Origin of the sequence: Streptomyces sp. NPDC006602, from assembly GCF_042870385.1 — a bacterium.
Lineage (GTDB): Bacteria > Actinomycetota > Actinomycetes > Streptomycetales > Streptomycetaceae > Streptomyces.
On record NZ_JBIAHG010000013.1, the window covers coordinates 144,290 to 164,796 of the forward strand.

16 protein-coding genes and 1 pseudogene are annotated in these 20,507 nt (G+C 70.6%); 13 read left to right on the forward strand and 4 right to left on the reverse strand.

Annotation, left to right across the window (positions count from 1 at the left end; genetic code table 11):
• Nucleotides 1-85: 85 nt before the first annotated feature.
• Nucleotides 86-2,518, reverse strand: coding sequence for a bifunctional SulP family inorganic anion transporter/carbonic anhydrase (locus ACFYO2_RS29145; protein ID WP_388355003.1), 2,433 nt, complete (start codon nucleotides 2,516-2,518; stop codon nucleotides 86-88).
• Between the two features lie 313 nt (nucleotides 2,519-2,831).
• On the opposite strand from ACFYO2_RS29145, the gene ACFYO2_RS29150 reads away from it, so the two are divergent.
• A complete protein-coding gene (locus tag ACFYO2_RS29150) occupies nucleotides 2,832-4,109 on the forward strand; it encodes a hypothetical protein (RefSeq protein WP_388355004.1) in 1,278 nt (425 codons plus the stop codon).
• 3 nt (nucleotides 4,110-4,112) lie between these two features.
• Here ACFYO2_RS29150 and ACFYO2_RS29155 read toward each other — a convergent pair whose 3' ends face one another.
• Nucleotides 4,113-5,093, reverse strand: a complete 981-nt coding sequence (locus ACFYO2_RS29155; RefSeq protein WP_388355006.1) for an ATP-binding protein — start codon at nucleotides 5,091-5,093, stop codon at nucleotides 4,113-4,115.
• 101 nt (nucleotides 5,094-5,194) lie between these two features.
• On the opposite strand from ACFYO2_RS29155, the gene ACFYO2_RS29160 reads away from it, so the two are divergent.
• A complete protein-coding gene (locus tag ACFYO2_RS29160; protein WP_388355008.1) occupies nucleotides 5,195-6,067 on the forward strand; it encodes an oxidoreductase in 873 nt (290 codons plus the stop codon).
• A 347-nt stretch (nucleotides 6,068-6,414) separates the two neighbouring features.
• On the opposite strand, the gene ACFYO2_RS29165 is transcribed toward ACFYO2_RS29160, so the two are convergent.
• Nucleotides 6,415-7,248 carry an HAD family hydrolase gene (locus ACFYO2_RS29165; protein WP_388355010.1) on the reverse strand — a complete coding sequence of 278 codons (834 nt, stop codon included), beginning with the start codon at nucleotides 7,246-7,248 and terminating at the stop codon, nucleotides 6,415-6,417.
• 564 nt (nucleotides 7,249-7,812) lie between these two features.
• Between ACFYO2_RS29165 and ssd the strand changes: the two genes are divergently transcribed.
• The 7 genes and pseudogenes from ssd to ACFYO2_RS29200 form a co-directional block, all read left to right on the forward strand.
• Nucleotides 7,813-8,925, forward strand: coding sequence for a septum site-determining protein Ssd (ssd, locus tag ACFYO2_RS29170; protein WP_388355012.1), 1,113 nt, complete (start codon nucleotides 7,813-7,815; stop codon nucleotides 8,923-8,925).
• 143 nt (nucleotides 8,926-9,068) lie between these two features.
• Nucleotides 9,069-10,349, forward strand: a complete 1,281-nt coding sequence (locus ACFYO2_RS29175; protein ID WP_388355013.1) for a TadA family conjugal transfer-associated ATPase — start codon at nucleotides 9,069-9,071, stop codon at nucleotides 10,347-10,349.
• Nucleotides 10,343-11,437 (forward strand): type II secretion system F family protein, encoded by a 1,095-nt coding sequence (locus tag ACFYO2_RS29180; RefSeq protein WP_388355015.1) that lies wholly within the window; start codon nucleotides 10,343-10,345, stop codon nucleotides 11,435-11,437. Before ACFYO2_RS29175 ends, ACFYO2_RS29180 begins: the two co-directional genes overlap by 7 nt.
• A gap of 161 nt (nucleotides 11,438-11,598) precedes the next feature.
• The gene (locus ACFYO2_RS29185) at nucleotides 11,599-12,387 is read left to right on the forward strand and encodes a type II secretion system F family protein (protein ID WP_388355017.1); all 789 of its coding nucleotides are present in this window, start codon (nucleotides 11,599-11,601) and stop codon (nucleotides 12,385-12,387) included.
• Nucleotides 12,388-12,488: 101 nt separating this feature from the next.
• Nucleotides 12,489-12,698: a DUF4244 domain-containing protein gene (locus ACFYO2_RS29190; protein ID WP_388355019.1), complete on the forward strand. Its 210-nt coding sequence runs from the start codon at nucleotides 12,489-12,491 to the stop codon at nucleotides 12,696-12,698.
• Nucleotides 12,685-13,050 (forward strand): TadE family type IV pilus minor pilin, encoded by a 366-nt coding sequence (locus ACFYO2_RS29195; protein ID WP_388355021.1) that lies wholly within the window; start codon nucleotides 12,685-12,687, stop codon nucleotides 13,048-13,050. Before ACFYO2_RS29190 ends, ACFYO2_RS29195 begins: the two co-directional genes overlap by 14 nt.
• Nucleotides 13,047-13,343 (forward strand): annotated as a pseudogene (locus ACFYO2_RS29200) (Rv3654c family TadE-like protein); the annotation flags it as partial. The gene ACFYO2_RS29195 and the pseudogene ACFYO2_RS29200, both read left to right, overlap by 4 nt.
• 40 nt (nucleotides 13,344-13,383) lie before the next feature.
• On the opposite strand, the gene ACFYO2_RS29205 reads toward ACFYO2_RS29200, so the two are convergent.
• Entirely contained in the window at nucleotides 13,384-16,032 is a 2,649-nt protein-coding gene (locus tag ACFYO2_RS29205) for a DEAD/DEAH box helicase (RefSeq protein WP_388355023.1), read from the reverse strand.
• Between the two features lie 82 nt (nucleotides 16,033-16,114).
• Between ACFYO2_RS29205 and bldG the strand changes: the two genes are divergently transcribed.
• The 4 genes from bldG (at nucleotide 16,115) to ACFYO2_RS29225 (ending at nucleotide 20,473) form a co-directional block, all read left to right on the forward strand.
• Nucleotides 16,115-16,456, forward strand: coding sequence for an anti-sigma factor antagonist BldG (gene bldG / locus ACFYO2_RS29210; RefSeq protein ID WP_024885807.1), 342 nt, complete (start codon nucleotides 16,115-16,117; stop codon nucleotides 16,454-16,456).
• 118 nt (nucleotides 16,457-16,574) lie between these two features.
• Complete coding sequence (locus ACFYO2_RS29215) at nucleotides 16,575-17,009, forward strand: ATP-binding protein (RefSeq protein WP_388355025.1); 435 nt, start codon at nucleotides 16,575-16,577, stop codon at nucleotides 17,007-17,009.
• A 260-nt stretch (nucleotides 17,010-17,269) separates the two neighbouring features.
• Nucleotides 17,270-19,672 carry a sodium-translocating pyrophosphatase gene (locus ACFYO2_RS29220; protein WP_388355027.1) on the forward strand — a complete coding sequence of 801 codons (2,403 nt, stop codon included), beginning with the start codon at nucleotides 17,270-17,272 and terminating at the stop codon, nucleotides 19,670-19,672.
• 195 nt (nucleotides 19,673-19,867) lie between these two features.
• Entirely contained in the window at nucleotides 19,868-20,473 is a 606-nt protein-coding gene (locus tag ACFYO2_RS29225; protein WP_388355029.1) for a small secreted protein, read from the forward strand.
• Nucleotides 20,474-20,507 lie beyond the last annotated feature (34 nt).

Here is a 20,507-nt window from a genome sequence, read left to right on the forward strand (position 1 = left end):
CCGGCCCCGCCAGACGTCCCCCAGGTGCACCACGGGTGTGCGCCCCCAACCCCGAGGGGCCGCCCACCCGCAGTGGGCCTCGGCATCACGCCGAGAGATCAGCCGCCCGAACATGGTCGAACACATCTTCCCCGCCCACCCCGGTGAGCAGGTACGCCTGGGCCTCGCCGACGTGGAAGTACATCCCGTGCAGCTCCAGCGCCCCCTCCCGCAGGGCCTGGGCGACCGACTCGTGGGCGCGCAGATGCCCCAACTGCTGGACCACGTTGGTCAGACAGAGCTGCTCGACCGCGTCGGCGGGTGCCCGTCCGGCCAGTCGGGCCCACGGCCGACTGTCGTCGGCCATGCTCTCCAGGCTCGGCAGCCCGTGCCGCAGCCACCTCTTGAGCGGCGTCTGGGCGCCTCCGGGCTCGGAGTTGAGCAGCGCCTGCATGGCCCCGCATCCGGAGTGCCCGCACACCGTGATGGAGCGCACCTTCAGTACGTCCACCGCGTACTCGATCGCGGCCGCCACCGAGTCGTCCCCGCTCTCCTGACCGGGCGGCGGAACGAGGTTGCCCACGTTGCGCACCACGAAGAGGTCGCCCGGACCACTGGAGGTGATCATCGAGGTGACGAGGCGCGAGTCGGCACAGGTGAGGAAGAGCTGGGACGGTCGCTGCCCCTCGCGCGCCAGCCGGGCCAGCTCGCCCCGCACGAGTGGTGCGGTGTGGCGCTGGAACGCGCTGATGCCACGCGCCAGTTCGTGCCCGCCGGCCTCGCCGGGCGTGCCGGGCGCGCCCGCTGTGTTGTGTGTACCGGGTCTGCCCGTCCGTCCGTCGTGGGGCGGCGCGGCCTGCGGGCGGTCGCACTGGTGGTTGCGCCAGGCCGTCCAGGGGCGGCAGCGGCAGTCGGCGGTGTTGGCCGCCTTGGCCGCCGACTCGGTGTCTCCGTCCTCGGGGTGGAGGTCGCTCGTGGTTCCGGGCTCGCCGATCCGGATCCCGGCGCGGCGCCCGGTGAATTCGGCGGAGCCGCCCCGCGCGGTGTGCGTGTTCTGCCAGTCCTGCATTGCCTCGTACGCCGCGTGGTCCATGAACGAACCGTCCAACTCCACGACGGTCTTGGTGCCTTGGGGTACGAGGTGCAGGGTCCGGCTGAGCCGGGGCACCGCGAGGAACGTCAGCTGTCCTCGTACGTGTACGTGATGGACTCCTTCCCTCTCTTCGTGCGTGATGCGGGTGCGGGTGAGGCGGTGCAGGGCGACGGCGACGGCCACGGCGATGCCGAGCGTCACGCCCTCCAGGACGCCGAGGAGGACCACGCCGAGTGTCGTGACGGCGTACACCGGCACTTCTCGGTGGCGTGTCACCGTGCGGATGTGGTGCAGGGACACCATCTGGATGCCGACGGCCATCACCAGTGCGGCGAGCGAGGCGAGCGGGATGAGCTCCAGGATCGGGACCATCAGCAGCGCGGCGACTACTACGAGAACGCCGTGCAGCATCGTGGAGTTCCTGCTGACGGCACCGGCTTGGACATTCGCCGAACTGCGCACGGCCACGCCCGCGACGGGCAGTCCGCCGAGCGAGCCGGAGACGATGTTGGCGGCGCCCTGTCCGAGCAGTTCGCGGTCGAGGTCGGAGCGTCCGACGCGGGCGGGCAGGCCGGGGCGGCCGGCCACCAGCTTGTCCACGGCGACCGCGCCGAGCAGCGACTGCACACTGCACACCAGCGTGGTGGTGAGGACGGCGGCGACCACGCCGAGTACCGGTCCCTCGGGGAGCCCGGCCAGGGCGTGGCTGCGCCAGGACGGCAGGTCTACCTTGGGCAGGGTCAGCCCGGCGAGCGATGAGGCGGCGGTGGCTCCGGCGACGGCGACGAGCGCGGCCGGGATCGCACGCAGCAGGCGTCCGACCCGGCCGGGAATCCGCGGCCAGAGCAGGAGCAGGGCCAGGGTCAGCGCGCTCACCGACATGGCGGCCGGGTGCAGACCCGCCAACTGGGCCGGCAGCGCACGGACGTTGTCGAGAACGGAGCTCTGGGGGGTGCCGCCGAGGACGATGTGCAGCTGGGCGACGGCGATGGTGACGCCGATGCCGGCGAGCATGCCGTGCACGATCGCGGGGCTGACGGCGAGGGCGGAGCGGGCCACGCGCAGGCAGCCGAGGCAGAGTTGGGCGACGCCGGCCAGGACGGTGATGGCGCAGGTCGTCCGCCAGCCGTAGCGCTGGATGAGGTCGGCGGTGACGACGGTGAGCCCGGCGGCGGGACCACTCACCTGGAGCGGGGTGCCGCCGAGCCGGCCGGCGACGATGCCTCCGACGGCGGCTGCGACGAGTCCGGCCTGGAGGGGCGCGCCGGTGGCGAGGGCGATGCCGAGAGACAGAGGCAGGGCGATCAGGAAGACCGCGATCGAGGCCGACACGTCGGCGCCCGCGACGCGGAAGCGGCGGGGCGGGGACGGCGGCGGGCTGTGGGGTGGGTGGATGTGCTTCGGCCGAGTCGAGTCGGCGGCGCGAGTGGGGACGCAGGCTGACATTTTTTCCCGTCTCCTCCGGGGCAGCGCGGTCGCGGATCTGGTGGTCCCCCGATCGATGCGGGGGGTCGGGTCGGCGGCCGTGGGTCACGGCGTGCAGCGGCGGGATGATTCAACGCTCAGTAAATGGATCGTAATGCAGAGTAAAGGGCGGGAATAGACTTTCCGGGCAAATGACCTAATAAGTCACCCAGGGGAGTGAAATGGCCACTTGATCGGCTTGTCGTACTAATTCCTTCTCGGTCCCGTGCGAGCTTGGCGGCCACAAAACGCCCTCACCGGCGTCGGCCGAGAGAAGGAAGTAGGTGGGCGGAACATGGCCGCCACCCAGAGGATCGCCGCGGGCGCCGTGATCGCCGCGGTCTGTGCCGCATCCCTGGCCGGTTGCGCGATCGGCAGCGACGCTTCCAGGGAACGAGCGCCCGGGCCGCAGAAGGCGAAGCCCGCCCAGGCGCCGCCCAGGAGCGCAGTCCGCCTGATCGGCGACGGTTCCACCTCCTACACAGGAGCCCAGCCCCACCTGCCCAGACCCGAACGCCTCAAGCCGGGCCAGAAGCCTCCGCAGTTCGTGGTGTTCTCCTGGGACGGCGCCGGCGAGGACAGCCAGAAGCTGTTCTCCCGCTTCCGCAAGGTTGCCAGGGCCAACAACGCGACCATGACGTACTTCCTCAGCGGCGTGTACATGCTGCCGGAGGACAAGCGCGACCTGTACCGGCCGCCGCAGCACTCCCCGGGGCGCTCCGACATCGGCTTCAACGACGAGGAGGGCATCGCCGAAACCGTGAAGCAGCTGCGCATGGCGTGGCTGGAGGGCAACGAGATCGGCACCCACTTCAACGGCCACTTCTGCGGCAGTGGCGGCGGAGTCGGCGAGTGGTCGGTGGAGGAGTGGAAGGACGAGATCGCCCAGGCGAAGCACTTCGTGAAGTCCTGGAAGACCAACACCGGCATGAAGGAGGCATCCCCGCTGCCCTTCGACTACGACAAGGAGCTCATCGGAGCCCGCACACCCTGCCTGGAGGGCCGGAAGAACTTCATGACGGCCGCTCGCGAGCTGGGCTTCCGCTACGACACCAGTGGTGTCAACGACCAGGTCTGGCCGAAGAAGGAGGAAGGCCTGTGGGACCTGTCGATGCAGCTCGTGCCGTTTCCCGGGCATTCCTACGAGCAGTTGACGATGGACTACAACTTCATGGTCAACCAGTCGGGCACCAGGACCCAGGGTGACCCCGCCAAGCACGACTTCTGGGGCGACCAGATGCGCGACGGCCTCCTCACGGGCTTCCACCGGGCCTACGACGGCAACCGCGCGCCCCTGATCATCGGCAACCACTTCGAGTCCTGGAACGGCGGCACCTACATGCGGGCCGTCGAGGAGGTCATCAAGGGCGTCTGCAGCAAGCCCGACGTGCGCTGCGTGTCCTTCCGCCAACTCGCCGACTGGCTGGACGCCCAGGACCCCAAGACCCTTCAGAAGCTGCGCTCCCTCGCAGTCGGCGAGGCCCCGAAGCAGGGCTGGGCGTCCTTCCTGTCGGGCCACCCGGCCCCGCCCCCGAAGGGCGTGCCGGGGGCGCCGACGGCCAAGCAGCGGTAGCCTTCAGGCGGTTGCCGCGACGCTCTCGCCGAGGACGAAGGAGGGGTCGACCTGCGCCGCCAGGTCGGCCCCGGTGCGCTGGTTGCCCCACGACTGCGCGTTCTTCAGGTGGAAGTGCACCATCTGACGTGTGTAGCGCTCCCAGTCGCGCAGTTCGTACGTCGCGTCGACGGCCGACTGCAACCGGCTCAGGGCGTGACGGTTGGCGTCCTCCAGGAGCTCGAACCGGGGCGGCCGGCCCTTCTCCAGCGCACGCACCCAGTCCGAGTGCCCCACCGTCATCAGCAGGTCGTCCCCGACTTCGGCGCGGAGGAAGTCGAGGTCGTCCTGACCCTGAACCTTGTTGCCGACGACCTTCAGGGTGACGCCGAAGTCGCGGGCGTACTCCTTGTACTGGCGATAGACGGAGACCCCCTTCCGGGTCGGTTCGGCGACGAGGAACGTGATGTCGAAGCGGGTGAACATGCCGGAGGCGAAGGAGTCCGAGCCTGCCGTCATGTCCACCACGACGTACTCGTCGGAGCCGTCGACGAGGTGGTTGAGACACAGCTCCACCGCTCCCGTCTTGGAGTGGTAGCAGGCGACCCCCAGGTCGGCGTCCGTGAAGGGGCCGGTAACCATCAAACGGACGGTGCCGCCCTCGAGTTCCACCGGCCGGGCGCAGGCGTCGTACACCGGGTTGTCTTCGCGGACCCGCAGCAGCCGGGAGCCTTCGCCGGGCGGGGTCGTCTTGATCATCGTCTCGGCGGAGGCGATCCGTGGGTTGGAGCCGCGCAGGTAATCCTTGATCAGCGGCAGTCGCTCGCCCATCGCGGGCAGCGCGGCGGCCTCCGCCTCGTCCAGGCCGAGGGCCGGACCCAGGTGCTGGTTGATGTCGGCGTCGACGGCGACTACCGGCGCTCCGGTGGTCGCGAGGTGGCGGATGAACAGGGAGGACAGGGTGGTCTTGCCGCTGCCGCCCTTTCCGACGAAAGCAATTTTCATGTTCACCGAGCGTAGTGGTGCAGTAGCTGTGGGTGGTATGTGAGCGTGAAGAAGACCACTCCTTCGTGGAGTCTGAGCCCAGGCTGCGTAGGGTCGTACTTATGAGTACGACAGGCGCGACCGCCGATCCGCTCGCGGCCCTGGGCTCGCTGCCCGGTGTGGCCGAGTCCGTGGAGTCCGTGCGCAAGGCCGTGGACCGGGTCTACGGGCACCGGGTCATGCGGCGCCGCAGCACCGAGATCACCTCCGAGGCCGCCCTGCGCGGTGCACGCGGCTCGGGGGCGCTGTCCGGCGCGGACTGGGCCCTGGAGGAGGTGCGCCGCCGCACCGACTTCAGCGGCGACGACGAGGCGCGCGTCATGGGCAGTGCCCTGCGCCTGACAGCCGAGGCGGGCCAACTGCTGTCCATCTGGCGGCAGTCGCCCCTGCGGGTGCTGGCCCGGCTGCACCTGGTGGCGGCCGCGACCACGGGCGACGAGGTCGGGCGTCCGCGCCAGGCGGGCGAGCCGGTCGACGAGCCGCTCATCGAGCTGCCGCTGCCAAGCGCGGCGGAGGTCTCCGGCCGACTCGAAGGGCTCTCCGAGCTGATCATCGGAATCGAAGGGGCGCGAAGCTCGGACCAGGGCGGTGGTGGGCGACGGTCGGGCGGTTCGGCCCCCGCGCTGGTCACGGCGGCCGTCGTACACGGCGAACTCCTGGCGCTGCGCCCCTTCGCCTCCCACAACGGTCTGGTGGCGCGCGCCGCCGAACGTATCGTCCTGGTCGGCAGCGGCCTGGACCCGAAGTCCGTCTGCCCGGCGGAGGTCGGCCACGCCGAGCTGGGCCGCGCGGCCTACCTGGCGGCGCTCGACGGCTATGTCTCCGGCACCCCCGAGGGCATGGCGGCCTGGATCGCCCACTGCGGCCGGGCGGTCGAACTGGGGGCGCGTGAGTCGACAGCTGTGTGCGAGGCGCTGCAGCGGGGAGCGGCGTAGGGAGTCCCGGCAAAACCCCCGGGAAAGGGTTGCGGCGGTACGAGAATTCGTACCGCCGCTGGCATGTCCACCGGGTTACCAAGCGTCCTCGAATGTTGCCCATCAGGTCGGGAACTTTGCCCGTCACCTGGTGTGGCTGGCCCGTAATCGACGGGTCGACGTCGCGTGGGTGCCCGGTGTTCATGCTCGGTCCGTGGGGCCAAATGCGTTCTTAAGGTGATCCTTTCGGATGTCCTTGGTCTCGCGGGCCGTTAACCCCTTTGTACTCCAGGTCCGGAGCAAGCGGAAGCCCAGGCTGCACTTCTTTACTTTTAGGTTCAAAAGACGTTAAACGGGCGACGGCCTGCTCAAGCCAGAGCTGAACGGCGCCGGCTCGTGTACCAGACGAGGCCCGCCGTGGCTGCCGCGGCACCGATCGCGGCAACCGCGACCAGCGCCGGGCGGGGCGGCACGGAGAAGGCGGGGAGCCGCTGCTTCAGCCGGACCGGTCGGTGGAAATCAAGAATCGGCCACCCGCGCCCGAGTGCCTCGCGACGTAGTGCGCGGTCGGGATTCACTGCATGGGGGTGCCCCACCGACTTCAGCATCGGCAGGTCGGTCGCCGAGTCGCTGTAGGCGTAGCAGCGGGAGAGGTCGTACCCCTCTGACTCGGCCAGCTCCTTGATCGCCTCGGCCTTGGTCGGGCCGTACGCGTAGTACTCGACCTCTCCGGTGAAGCAGCCGTCCTCGCCCACCACCATGCGGGTCGCCACCACGCGGTCCGCACCGAGCATCTCGCCGATCGGCTCGACCACTTCGGCGCCCGACGTGGACACGATGACGACGTCGCGTCCGGCGGTGTGGTGCTCCTCGATGAGGGAGGCGGCCTCGTCGTAGATGATCGGGTCGATGAGCTCGTGGAGCGTCTCGGCGACGATCTCCTTGACCTGCTGGACGTTCCAGCCGCGCACGAGCGCGGACAGGTACTCGCGGGTGCGCTCCATCTGGTCGTGGTCCATGCCGCCCACGAGGAAGACGAACTGGGCATATGCGGTACGCAAGGCGGCCCTGCGGTTGATCAGACCGCCTTGGTAGAAGGACTTGCTGAACGTGAGCGTGCTCGACTTCGCAATGACCGTCTTGTCCAGGTCAAAGAAGGCCGCTGTGCGGGGCAAGGAGTGGTTTTCCACAACCCAGAGCATAGGTGCACCCCATTCGGCGTAAGGTGAGCGCGTTGGTTTGCCTGAGAGGGCTCTCGGGTACACCATGGAAGTCACGGATCGTTCGCGACCGTGCTAACCCGGTCCGACTCCTCCCCCCCCCCGAGTCGGCCGTGGAGACGACCCCCGCTCTCCCCCCCGGCGGGGGTCGTCGCATGTCCTGGTGGGTTTTCCCCTTCTGTGCGCGGCTGCGGGGTCGCGGTGAGGCGGTTGCGGCCGCCTCTTCCGTATGTCCGTGATCCGTCACCGTGTGTAGTCACCGCGCTGCTCTGCGGAAGTCACACAGGGGTTGGTACAGGGTCACCGGTATCGGTGACGGCGATATTCACAGCCGTCGAGTCGTCCACAGTTTTTGACCAAGATCCACAAGATTTTCGGGATCGCTGCACCGTGATTCCAACGCGTCCGGCTCGGGCCGAGTTCATGGCTGGTTCCGGTTAGCCGGACGCGTTTGGCCGGTTCGTATCGGCCGTTCATATGGAGGCCGGTTGCCGGTTCTTCACACGTTCGGGAATCGCGGGGCTGTGGTGGCGCCGCGGAAGGGGGATGGACACCGTGGCCGGAGCTGTCACACACGATCCGCCACCCGCCGCCGAAGGGCGGCAGGGCAAGCCGTTGATCGTCACGGAAGACGCCGAACTGCTCGACGATCTGCTGCGCCTGTGCGCGGCAGCCGGCGCCACACCAGAGGTCCACCACGGAGTGCCGGACGACAGAGGCAGCTGGGAGGCCGCACCGCTCGTGCTGGTCGGCGACGACGCCGCACGGCGCGTGCGCGGCGCCGCACGCAGGCGCTCAGTGGTGCTGGTCGGCCGCGACCAGGACGACTCCGGTGTCTGGCAGCGGGCCGTCCAGATCGGCGCCGACCACGTCCTGATGCTGCCTGACGGCGAGCAATGGCTGGTCGACCGCATCGCCGACGTGGCCGAGGGCATCGGCCGACCCGCCCTGACCGTCGGCGTCATCGGCGGCCGGGGCGGGGCGGGAGCGTCCACGCTTGCCTGCGCGCTCGCCGTCACCTCCGCGCGCGAGGGACTGCGCACGCTACTCGTGGACGCCGATCCGCTGGGCGGCGGGCTCGACGTACTCCTCGGCGGCGAGAGTGCCGAAGGCTTGCGCTGGCCCGCGTTCGCCGCCTCACGCGGACGGGTCGGCGGCGGTGCCCTGGAGGAGTCGCTACCGCGACTGCACTCGCTGCGGGTGCTGAGCTGGGACCGCGGCGACTGCGTCGCCGTCCCGCCCCAGGCTGTGCGGGCGGTGCTGGCCGCGGCCCGGCGCCGAGGCGGCACGGTCGTCGTAGACCTGCCGCGCCGCGTCGACGACGGCGTCGCCGAGGTCCTCGCCCAGCTCGACGTGGGGCTCCTCGTGGTCCCCGCGGAGTTGCGTGCCGTGGCCGCGGCGGGCCGGGTGGCCTCCGCCGTCGGCATGGTCCTGCGCGACCTGCGGATCGCCGTCCGAGGGCCGTACACACCGGGGCTCGACGACCGCGAGGTGGCCCGGCTGCTCGGACTGCCGCTGGCCGGGGAGGTGCCTGTGGAGTCCGCGCTGCTGCGCCCGCACGGGAGCAAGACGCCTCCCGGCGCGGCCGCACGGGGACCGCTCGCACGCTTCTGCAAGGAGTTCTGGGAGCGGGCGCTGGTGGAGGCGGGTGCCGCGTGAGTACCTTTCCCGGGTTTGAGCGAGGCGGAGGGCCGGGCGGTGGCTCGGTCGGTGGGGCGGCCGAACGGTGGCCGTCCGGTGGCACGGCGACCGGGCGATGGCTGCCTGATGGCACGGCGGGCGACCCGGCGAGGGGTGCGGACATGGCGCCGGGGCTGCTCGACGGGGTGCGGCAGTGGCTGGTCGAGAGCGGGGCCGAACCGACACCCGCGCGCGTGGCGCAGGCGTTGCGCGAGCAGGGGCGGGTGCTCGGAGACGCGGAAGTCCTCGGCGCGGCCGAGCAGTTGCGGTCCGAGCTGATCGGCAGCGGTCCGCTGGAACCGCTGCTCGCCGACCCGTCGGTGACCGACGTACTGGTGTCGGCGCCCGACCGGGTCTGGGTGGACCGGGGCGGTGGCCTGGAGCTGACCACCGTGTCCTTCCCGGACGCGGCGGCCGTACGACGGCTCGCGCAGCGACTGGCCGCGGTGGCCGGACGCCGGCTCGACGACGCACGGCCCTGGGTGGACGCCAGGTTGCCCGACGGGACCCGATTGCACGCGGTATTGCCGCCGGTGGCCGTCGGCTGCTCCTGCCTGTCCCTGCGGGTCGTACGGCCGCGCGCGTTCACGCTCCAGGAACTCATGGCGGCCGGCACAGTGCCGCCGGGCGGGGACAGGGTGCTGCGGGCGCTGCTTCGGGCGCGGCTGTCCTTCCTCATCAGCGGCGGCACGGGTACCGGCAAGACGACGTTGCTGAGCGCCCTGCTGGGGCTCGTCGGACCGGACGAGCGGATCGTGCTTGCCGAGGATTCGGCGGAGCTCAGGCCGGACCATCCGCACGTCGTACGGCTGGAGAGCAGACCCGCCAACCAGGAGGGCGCGGGCCTCGTCACGCTCCAGGACCTGGTCCGGCAGGCGCTGCGGATGCGGCCGGACCGGCTGGTCGTGGGCGAGGTGCGCGGGCCCGAAGTGGTCCATCTGCTGGCCGCCTTGAACACCGGACACGAAGGCGGGTGCGGGACCGTGCACGCGAACGCGGCGGCCGACGTGCCGGCCCGGCTGGAAGCGCTGGGGACGGCGGCCGGGCTCGACCGGGCCGCGCTGCACAGCCAGCTGGCGGCCGCCCTGGCGGTCGTACTGCATCTCGTGCGTGACCGGGCGGGGCGGCGGCGGATCGCCGAGGTGCATGTGTTGGAGCGGGATCCGTCTGGGCTGGTGCGGACGGTGCCGGCGCTGCGGTGGGGCGTGCAGGGGTTCGCGTACGAGCGGGGGTGGGTGCGGTTGAGGCGGCTGCTCGGCGAAGGGTGCGGCTCCTGCGAGGCGAGGGACGAGGGCGGTTCTTGCGAGGCGAGAGAGGGCGGCGGTTTGCACGAGGCCGGAGTGGAGTGCGGCGAGTGCTTTGGGCGTTTCGAACGGCGGGTCGAGGAGGGGACGCGATGGTGAACGGTATGGGTGAGACGCCGATGGGCGCGGCTGTGCTGTGCGTGGGGGCCGCTGTCTGGCTGCTCGGTGGACGGCACCCCGGCGCGCGGCGGGCGCAGTTGCTGCTCGCGGGTGGCGGAGTGGTGGGGGCCGGGCCGCCCACCTGGCGGCAACTGGCCGGAGAGCTGCGTCGGATCCGGGGGCGGCTGCGCCCTGAGTGGTGGGCATTGGCTGTGGGGCTGGTGCTGGCGGTGCTCGGCTCTTCCCTGCTGCCGGCCATCGCGGGGGTGGCCGCCGTGCCGCTGCTGCGACGGGTTCGGCTGGCGCGGGAGGCGCGGTGCGCACGGGAGCGTCGAGGCGACGCGGTGATCGCGTTGTGCGGGGCGCTGGCCGGGGAGGTGCGGGCCGGGCGGCAACCGGGGGAGGCGTTGCTGCTGGCGGTGCGGGACGCCGGCGCGCTTGACGACGGGAAGACGGGGGCGTGGGAACCCGAACGGTTTGGTGACGAGCTGGTGGCGGTGCGGGGTTTCGCCGGGCGCGGTGTGGCTGGGGCGGTGCCTGGTTTCGGTGGGGTTGGCCCTGCTCGTGCGGTACGCGGCTTCGGTGGGATCGGTGCTGTTCAGGCGCTGCGGGGCTTGGTCGGGCCTGGTGAAGCTCAGCCGGTGCGGGGCGGTGGTGGGCTTGGTGACGCTCAGGCTGCGGTGCTGGCGGCGGCGCGGTTCGGGGGTGACGTTCCGGCCGCGCTCGCTGTTGCCGCGCGACAGCCGGGTGCCGAGGGCCTGTCGGGACTTTCGGCTTGCTGGCGGGTTGCCGTGGACCAGGGCGCGGGCCTTGCGGCGGGACTCGACCGACTTGAAGGGGCGTTGCGTGCCGAGCGTGATCAACGGGCCGATCTCCGCGCGCAGTTGGCGGGCGCCCGGTCGACAGCGGTGATGCTCGCGGGCCTGCCGGTCCTGGGCCTCGCCCTCGGTACGGCCCTTGGTGCGGACCCGCTGCATGTGCTGCTGCACACCGGGGCGGGACTGGGGTGCCTGCTCGTGGGCGGCCTGCTGGAGGGGCTGGGGGTGTGGTGGGCGATGCGGATCGTGCGGGGAGCGGAGGCGGTGTGAGGGATGGGGTGCCGAGAAGGGGCGGGGCGGGCGCCAGGGCGGTGACGGTGCGGTGGCCGGGTGCCGACTGGGCTGGACGGGGAGGCGGCGGCCGACAGGCGGACCTGGGCGGACGTGACGGAGGCGGGAATCGGCAGTGGTCTGGGAAGGGAGGCGGCGGCGTGAGCGCGGAAGTTGTCCACAGGCTGGGGGTGGCTGTGGGGATGGTGCTCGTCCTCGGGTGGCTGGTGCGGTGGCTGGATTCGGTGCGGCGGGAGCGGAGGGTGCGGCGGCGGTTGGCCGAGCTGTTGGCGGCGGAGGGGGAGATGTCCGAGGGGCCGCGCATCGAGGTGCGGGACATCGCTCGGCGGTGGCTGCCGATGGTGGGGGTGGCGTGTGCCGGGTGGGTTCTCGTCGGCGGGTTAGGCGGTGCGGTGGTCGGTCTGATGACCGCGGCCGGGCTGTGGCGGTGGCGGCTTCGGCAGGCGGCGTCCGGGGCTCAGACGGAGTACGACGCCCGTGAGGCAGTTCGGCAACTTCCCCTCGCCGCCGACCTCTTGGCGGCCTGCATCGCAGCGGGCGCCGGCCCGGTGATCGCGGCACAGGCGGTGGGCGAAGCTCTTGGCGGTCCTGTCGGAGAAGGACTGGCGCGGGGCGCGGCGGAGGTGAGGCTCGGCGGCGAACCCGGCGAGGCCTGGCGAAGGCTCGCCGCGATCCCGGGCGCCGGCACCCTGGCGCGGCTCCTGGAACGGGCCGGCGTCTCCGGACTCCCCGCCTCGGGACCGGTCGCCAGGCTCGCCGCGGACGCCCGCGCCGACTGGACGCGCGAGGCCACGGCACGGGCACGGCGGGCGGCCGTCATGGTCAGCGCGCCGGTGGGGCTGTGTTTCCTGCCCGCGTTCATCGCGGTCGGCGTCCTGCCCGTGGTGATCGGGCTGGCGGGCGGGGCGCTGGGAGGGGGTGGTGGATGACGTAAGGCAGGAGCGACGACAAGGAGCGGCGTGGGCAGCGAGTGGCCGACGCACGGCAAGTAGACAACTGGTCAACGGAACGGAACCTCACGGGGGTTGAGATGTACAAGGCGGTACGGGCACGGCTGTGTGCCTTGATGTGCGGGGCGCGGACGGCGCGCAGGGACGCGGGGATGGTCACCTCCGAGTACGCGATGGGGATCGTCGCGGCGGTGGCGTTCGCGGTGGTCCTCTACAAGGTGGTGACGAGCGGTCAGGTCAACGCCGAGTTGCAGAGCATCGTGAAGCGGGCCCTCGGTGCGCAGATGTGAGCGGGAGACGGACCGGGGGTTCGTCACGGCGGAGTCGGCCATGGTGCTGCCCGTGTTGGTGATCTTCGCGATGGCGTTGGTGTGGGGGTTGCTCGTGGTGGCCGCGCAGATCCAGTGCGTGGATGCCGCAAGGACCGGTGCCCGTGCGGCCGCCCGCCAGGACCCGGCCGACGCGGTCGTCGGGATCACTCGGCAGACGGCACCGCGCGATGCCGAGGTCACTGTCAGCAGGGAGGGGGACCAGGTTCGCGTGACGGTCGTGGCGAGGCCGCCGGCGCTGCACGGGCTGCCGTTCGAAGTGCGGGAGGAGGCCGTGGCCTTGGTGGAGGAGACGGTGGGGGAGGGGAGATGACCGGCCTTTCGCAGGGGGTGGGACCCAGCGTCCGGCGGTCCGACCGCGGCTCGGCGACCGTATGGAGCGTAGGCGCGATCGCCGTCCTGTGCGTGGTGTTCGGTGTCGTCCTCGCCATGGGGCAGGCCGTCGTGATCCGGCATCGCGCGGCCGGTGGTGCGGATCTCGCGGCGCTCGCGGCGGCGGACCACTGGGCGGACGGCGGCACGGCGGCCTGCGCCCGGGCGGACCGGGTGGCGAGAGCCCAGGGTGCGCGGCTCGTGCGGTGCGCGATCGTGGGAGAGACCTCGGACGTGACGGCGGCGGCGGGACAGGGGCCGTTCGCGGCGGAGGTCAGGGCGCGGGCGGGACCTGCGGGACCGCCCGATCCGTCGGTGCCCCCGGCTCCTCCGGGTTCCGCGGCTCCTCTGGCTCCCCTGGCTCCTCTGGCGTCCCCGGCTCCGCCGGCGCCCGGGATTCCCTGGCCCTCCCAGGCCCCGCAGGCGCCTCCACACGAGGCTCCTGCGGAGTAGTCCCCGCCCCTGCGATGTCCTCCCCAGCCGCCCCCCGCAGCAGCACCGTGAGCAGCCGCGCGGCCCCCCTCTTGTGCAGCGGTTCGTTGCCGTTGCCGCACTTGGGGGACTGGATGCAGGACGGGCAGCCGGCGTCGCACTCGCAGGAGGCGATGGCCTGGCGCGTGGCGGTGAGCCACTCGCGGGCGGTGTGGAAGGCGCGCTCCGCGAATCCCGCGCCGCCGGGATGGCCGTCGTAGACGAAGACGGTCGGGAGGAGCGTGTCGGGGTGCAGGGGGATGGACACGCCGCCGATGTCCCAGCGGTCGCAGGTGGCGAACAGGGGCAGCATGCCGATCGACGCGTGCTCGGCGGCGTGCAGGGCGCCGCCGAGGATCTCCGGGTTGATGCGGGCGGCGTCCAGCTGGTCCTCGGTGACCGTCCACCACACGGCGCGTGTTCGCAGCGTACGAGGAGGGAGGTCGAGTTTCGTCTCGCCCAGTACCTCGCCGGTGATGAGTCGTCGACGCAGGAAGGAGACCACCTGATTGGTGACCTCGACCGAGCCGTAGCAGAGGCGGCCCTCGCCCCACGGGATCACCACGTCCGTCTCCAGGACGGAGATGGACGTGGTGTCGCGGGCGACCGTCGAATACGAGGGGCTGGCCTGCTCGACCAGGGCGACCGAGTCCTCCAGGTCCAGCGAGCGCACCAGGTACGTACGGCCCTGGTGCAGGTGGACCGCGCCCTCGTGCACGGTCGAGTGAGCGGCGCCTTCGTCGACCGTGCCCAGCAGGCGACCCGTACCGGCCTCGACGACCTGGACCGGCCGGCCGCCCTCGCCGCGGATGTCGGTGAGGTCGGCGGCTCGCTCGCGGCGGGTCCAGTGCCAGGCCTTCGTGCGCCGGCGCAGCAGCTTCGCGGCCTCCAGTTGTGGCAGCAACTCCTCGCAGGCGGGGCCGAACAGTTCCAGATCCTCGTCCGTCAGCGGTAGTTCCGCGGCCGCCGCGCACAGGTGCGGGGCGAGCACGTACGGGTTGTCGGGGTCGAGGACCGTGGACTCGACGGGCTGGTCGAACAGGGCTTCGGGGTGGTGGACGAGAAACGTGTCCAGCGGGTCGTCCCGGGCGACCAGCACCGCCAGCGCCCCCTGTCCGGCGCGTCCGGCGCGGCCCGCCTGCTGCCACAGCGAGGCCCGGGTGCCCGGATAGCCGGCGATGAGGACGGCGTCGAGGCCGGAGACGTCGATGCCGAGTTCGAGTGCGGTCGTCGCGGCGAGGCCGAGGAGTTCGCCGGAGTGGAGGGCCTGTTCGAGGGCGCGGCGTTCCTCGGGAAGGTAGCCACCGCGGTACGCGGCGACACGCCGGGCGAGGGAGCGGTCGACCTCGGCGAGGCGTTCCTGGGCGATCACCGAGATGAGCTCGGCTCCGCGCCGGGAGCGTACGAAGGCGACCGTACGGATGCCTTGGACGGCGAGGTCGGTCAGCAGCTCGGCGGTCTCGGCGGTGGCGGTACGGCGGACCGGCGCGCCTTTCTCGCCCTGCATCTCGGTCAGCGGGGGCTCCCAGAGGGCGAACACCAGTTCGCCACGTGGGGAGGCGTCGTCGGCGACCTCGACCACCGTAAGGCCCGTGAGGCGGCCGGCCGCCACCGAGGGCTGGGCGGCGGTCGCGGAGGCCAGCAGGAACACGGGGGAGGCGCCGTAGCGGGCGCAGAGGCGACGCAGGCGGCGCAGTACCTGGGCGACGTGGGAGCCGAAGACACCGCGGTAGGTGTGGCACTCGTCGATGACGACGTACTTCAGCGACTTCAGGAAGGAGGACCAGCGGGGATGGGACGGGAGTATGCCCCGGTGCAGCATGTCGGGGTTGGTGAGGACGTAGTTGGCGTACTGGCGAACCCATTCGCGTTCTTCGACCGGCGTGTCGCCGTCGTACACGGCGGGGCGCACTGAATGGCCCAACGGTTGTGAAAGTTCCTTCACGGAGCGGCACTGATCCGCTGCAAGGGCCTTCGTGGGGGCCAGATAGAGGGCGGTGGCCCCACGGCCGTTCGGGGCCTCGGAGCCGTCCAGAAGCGTCGACAGGACCGGCACGAGGTACGCCAGGGACTTGCCGGACGCCGTGCCGGTGGCGACGACCACGGATTCGCCGTCCAGGGCGTGCTCGGCCGCGCGTGCCTGGTGGGCCCAGGGGTGTTCGATGCCGCAGGCCTGCACCGCGGCGATGACCTCCGAGCGGATCCGGTCCGGCCAGACGGCATGGCGGCCCTCCCGCGGGGGCAAGTGCTCCGTATGAGTGATGCGCGAAGCCCGGCTCGGTCCCGCGGCGAGCCGGTCCAGGACCTCGCCCGGCGAGAGGCGGGAAGCTGGCTGCGCCGAGGGTCGATCGGATCGGTGATTCTTGGCCATCGGCACCGAGTGTGTCACTGGCGTGACGGACAATGGGACCAAGGCGTCGTGCACGCCTGCCGGTAAGTGATTGAATGCCATCGCGGCTGGCGAACCGTCCTGGGGGCTTCAAGCCGAGGTGTCCCGAGGGGCGACCGCTCGATAGCAAGGTGCTGGAGGATCCGTGGACCTGTCTCTGTCGACCGAAACCATCGGCGATCGCACGATCGTCAGGGTCGGTGGCGAAATCGACGTATATACCGCGCCCAAGCTGCGCGAGCAGCTGGTCGAGCTGGTGAATGACGGCAGTTTCCACCTTGTCGTCGACATGGAGGGCGTGGACTTCCTCGACTCCACCGGGCTCGGCGTACTGGTCGGCGGACTCAAGCGGGTGCGGGCCCATGAGGGCTCGCTGCGCCTGGTCTGCAACCAGGAGCGCATTCTGAAGATTTTCCGTATCACCGGCCTCACCAAGGTGTTCCCGATCCACACCTCGGTCGAGGAAGCGGTGGCAGCGACCGACTGACCACCGATCCGGGTGCGGGCACCCGTCCGCACCCGGACGGCAGAAGTTGACAAGGGGGTCCGGGCGACGGCAGCCCGGTCCCCCCGACAGCACGCGCCCGTAGTTCCGAGGGGGATGCATGGCCACCGTTGAACTCCGCTTCAGCGCGCTGCCCGAGCACGTCCGGACCGCCCGACTGGTGGCGGCAGCGGTGGCGCGCAGGGCCGGAGTGGACGAGGCCGTCCTCGACGAGGTCAGGCTTGCCGTGGGCGAGGCCTGTACCCGTGCCGTCGGACTGCACCAGAACAGTGGCATCACGGCGCCGGTGCAGGTGGTGCTGATCGAGGAGGAGAAACAGTTCTCCATCGAGGTCGGCGACGAGGCGCCCCGTCATGCTCCTGGCGACCGGGCACCCGGTGCCGACGAGGACCTGGACGCCGAGGCCGAGGAGGACGAGATGGGCCTCGCGGTCATCAGCGGCCTCGTCGACGACGTGGAGGTCACCGCCGGGGAACACGGCGGATCGATTCGCATGACCTGGCCGACCACACCGTCGATCGCGGTGCTTCCCTGACGCCACCGGCGTCGTCGACGCAAGCGTAGCTGCGACACTTCCGAGGGCCCTGCTGAGCAGGGCCCTCAGTGTTTTTCCAAGAGCATTTTGAATTCGTGAAGTAATTCACGATCAATTTCCGATCACCGGATCGAGTGAAAATGCTTCCGAGGTGTTACCGGGGTGTGGCAGATTCCGGTTGCCGCATACTGTTTTGATCAGGAACAGATCTCTAGAATCCGTCCACATCTTGAGCTCAGCCCCAGCGTCAAGGAGGACGAATGGCGGGGCTTCCTTCCCCAGACCAGCTTGACCACTCCACAGCCCTCGCGGCAGCGGTACTGACCGACGGAAACCGAGTCCTGGTGTCGGTCATAGGCGTCGTGGCCCTGGCCGCCCTCGTGGTGGCAGGTGTCCTGGTGCGCCAGGTACTCGCGGCGGGTGAGGGCACCGACAGCATGAAGGAGATCGCGACGGCGATCCAGGAAGGCGCGAACGCCTATCTGGCGCGGCAGTTGCGCACGCTCGGCGTATTCGCCGTGGTCGTGTTCTTCCTGCTCATGCTGCTGCCCGCGGACGACTGGAATCAGCGCGCAGGTCGATCGGTGTTCTTCTTGATCGGCGCGGCGTTCTCGGCGGCCACCGGCTATATCGGTATGTGGCTCGCCGTACGGAGCAATGTGCGTGTCGCCGCCGCCGCGCGCGAGGCGACGCCGGCGGCGGGTGAACCGGAAAAAGATCTCACCGCTGTCTCGCACAAAGCCATGAAGATCGCTTTTCGCACGGGCGGCGTCGTCGGCATGTTCACGGTGGGGCTCGGTCTGCTGGGCGCCTCCTGCGTGGTGCTGGTGTACGCGGCCGACGCGCCGAAGGTCCTCGAGGGCTTCGGTCTCGGCGCGGCACTCATCGCGATGTTCATGCGTGTCGGCGGCGGCATCTTCACCAAGGCCGCCGACGTCGGCGCCGACCTGGTCGGCAAGGTCGAGAAGGGCATTCCGGAGGACGATCCGCGCAATGCCGCGACCATCGCCGACAACGTGGGCGACAACGTGGGCGACTGCGCGGGCATGGCGGCCGACCTCTTCGAGTCGTACGCCGTGACCCTGGTCGCTGCGCTGATCCTCGGCAAGGCGGCCTTCGGCGACGCGGGACTCGCCTTCCCGCTGCTCGTCCCGGCGATCGGCGTGCTCACCGCGATGATCGGCATCTTCGCCGTGGCCCCGCGCCGCGCCGACCGCAGCGGCATGTCCGCGATCAACCGTGGCTTCTTCATCTCCGCGGTGATCTCGCTCGTGCTGGTGGCGATCGCCGTCTTCGTCTATCTCCCGGGAAAGTACGCCGACCTTGACGGCGTCACCGACGCGGCGATCCAGGGCAGGGGCGGCGATCCGCGGGTCCTCGCCCTCGTCGCGGTGGCGATCGGCATCGTGCTCGCCGCCGTCATCCAGCAGCTGACCGGCTACTTCACCGAGACCAACCGCCGTCCCGTCAGGGACATCGGCAAGTCCTCGCTGACCGGCCCGGCCACCGTCGTCCTCGCCGGTATCTCCGTCGGGCTCGAATCGGCCGTCTACACCGCCCTGTTGATCGGCCTCGGCGTGTACGGGGCGTTCCTGCTCGGCGGTACGTCCATCATGCTGGCGCTGTTCGCGGTGGCTCTGGCCGGTACCGGCCTGCTCACCACGGTCGGTGTGATCGTCGCGATGGACACCTTCGGGCCGGTCTCCGACAACGCGCAGGGCATCGCCGAGATGTCCGGCGACGTCGAGGGCGCTGGCGCGCAGGTGCTCACCAACCTGGACGCGGTCGGCAACACCACCAAGGCCATCACCAAGGGCATCGCCATCGCCACCGCCGTCCTCGCGGCGTCGGCGCTCTTCGGGTCGTACCGAGACGCGATCATCACCGGAGCGCAGGACGTCGGCGAGAAACTGTCCGGCGATGGCGCGCCGATGACCCTGATGATGGACATCTCCCAGCCCAACAACCTGGTCGGTCTCATCGCGGGCGCGGCGGTCGTCTTCCTCTTCTCGGGGCTTGCGATCAACGCCGTGTCGCGGTCGGCGGGTTCCGTGGTGTACGAGGTGCGGCGGCAGTTCCGCGATCATCCCGGGATCATGGACTACAGCGAGAAACCGGAGTACGGCAAGGTCGTCGACATCTGCACCAGGGATGCCCTGCGCGAGCTCGCCACGCCCGGACTGCTCGCAGTGTTGGCGCCCATTTTCATCGGGTTCACGCTCGGTGTCGGCGCCCTCGGCTCGTTCCTGGCGGGCGCGATCGGGTCGGGCACGCTGATGGCGGTGTTCCTCGCCAACTCCGGTGGCGCGTGGGACAACGCCAAGAAGCTCGTCGAGGACGGTCACCACGGCGGCAAGGGCAGTGAGGCCCACGCCGCCACGGTGATCGGAGACACGGTCGGCGACCCCTTCAAGGACACCGCCGGCCCCGCGATCAACCCGCTGCTGAAGGTGATGAACCTGGTGGCGCTGCTGATCGCGCCGGCGGTCATCAAGTTCAGTTATGGCGACGACGAGAACCTCGGCGTACGGATCGCGATCGCGGTCCTCGCGTTCCTGGTGATCGCGGGCGCGGTCTACGTCTCGAAGCGGCGCGGGATCGCCGTGGGTGACGAAGACAACGCCGAGGAGCCCAAGTCGGCCGATCCGGCGGTGGTTTCGTAGCGGGGCCTGCCGGGGCCCAGCTCACAGGGGCGGGCGGGAGGCGCGCGATGGCGCGCCGACCGCCCGCCCTTTTGTGTTCGCGCCGTCATCGTGAGCCTTCTCTCTCATGGCGTAAAAGGCAGCGAAGTGACATGAAATGGTCATCTGTCACACAGCTGACGCCCACATGCCGTGTATGTTCCGGGGCCGAGAGCCATGGAAGGGACCAATCCGGTGAACAAGAAGCTCACGGCCGCACTGTCCGGCGGTGCGGTACTGGTACTGGCGCTGACGGGATGCAGCAGCAGCGACGAAGGCAACAAGGAGCTGGACGCCTGGGCCAAGAAGGTCTGTGACACGGCGCCGGCGCAGAACGCGAAGATCGCGGCGGCCGACGCGGCGATCACGAAGGCGGCCAAGGACAGCCCGCCCAAGGAGCTCCAGAAGGTCGACGCCCAAGCCTTCCAGGACCTTTCCGACGGCTTCAAGGCACGCGCGACCCTCCTCCAGGACGCCGGAGCGCCTCCGGGCGTGGACGACGGCGCGAAGAACCAGCAGGACGCCATCAAGAAGCTCACCGCCCTCTCCGCGGCCTACGCCGACCTGAAGAAGCAGATGGACGGGCTGAACACGAAGGACCAAGGGAAGTTCGCGTCCGGATTGAGCGAGGTCTCGGACGGGATGAAGGGCGTGGTGAGCCAGCGCAAGAGCGCGCTTGACGCGCTGAAGAAGCTGGAAGCGAGCGGCGACACCAAGCAGGCACTGCTCAAGCAGGAGGGCTGCAAGCAGGCGACCGCGTCGGCCCCGGCCACCGACAGCTGAGGCGCCCTCCGGGGCCGCACGCGGGTCACAATGG

Bases quoted from the DNA above. Each gene is read 5' to 3' on its own strand.
- ACFYO2_RS29145 (WP_388355003.1), bottom strand. From the start codon at position 2,518: ATGTCAGCCTGCGTCCCCACTCGCGCCGCCGACTCGACTCGGCCGAAG.
- ACFYO2_RS29150 (WP_388355004.1), top strand. From the start codon at position 2,832: ATGGCCGCCACCCAGAGGATCGCCGCGGGCGCCGTGATCGCCGCGGTC.
- ACFYO2_RS29155 (WP_388355006.1), bottom strand. From the start codon at position 5,093: ATGAAAATTGCTTTCGTCGGAAAGGGCGGCAGCGGCAAGACCACCCTG.
- ACFYO2_RS29160 (WP_388355008.1), top strand. From the start codon at position 5,195: ATGAGTACGACAGGCGCGACCGCCGATCCGCTCGCGGCCCTGGGCTCG.
- ACFYO2_RS29165 (WP_388355010.1), bottom strand. From the start codon at position 7,248: ATGCTCTGGGTTGTGGAAAACCACTCCTTGCCCCGCACAGCGGCCTTC.
- ssd (WP_388355012.1), top strand. From the start codon at position 7,813: ATGGACACCGTGGCCGGAGCTGTCACACACGATCCGCCACCCGCCGCC.
- ACFYO2_RS29175 (WP_388355013.1), top strand. From the start codon at position 9,069: ATGGCGCCGGGGCTGCTCGACGGGGTGCGGCAGTGGCTGGTCGAGAGC.
- ACFYO2_RS29180 (WP_388355015.1), top strand. From the start codon at position 10,343: ATGGTGAACGGTATGGGTGAGACGCCGATGGGCGCGGCTGTGCTGTGC.
- ACFYO2_RS29190 (WP_388355019.1), top strand. From the start codon at position 12,489: ATGTACAAGGCGGTACGGGCACGGCTGTGTGCCTTGATGTGCGGGGCG.
- ACFYO2_RS29205 (WP_388355023.1), bottom strand. From the start codon at position 16,032: ATGGCATTCAATCACTTACCGGCAGGCGTGCACGACGCCTTGGTCCCA.
- ACFYO2_RS29215 (WP_388355025.1), top strand. From the start codon at position 16,575: ATGGCCACCGTTGAACTCCGCTTCAGCGCGCTGCCCGAGCACGTCCGG.
- ACFYO2_RS29220 (WP_388355027.1), top strand. From the start codon at position 17,270: ATGGCGGGGCTTCCTTCCCCAGACCAGCTTGACCACTCCACAGCCCTC.
- ACFYO2_RS29225 (WP_388355029.1), top strand. From the start codon at position 19,868: ATGGAAGGGACCAATCCGGTGAACAAGAAGCTCACGGCCGCACTGTCC.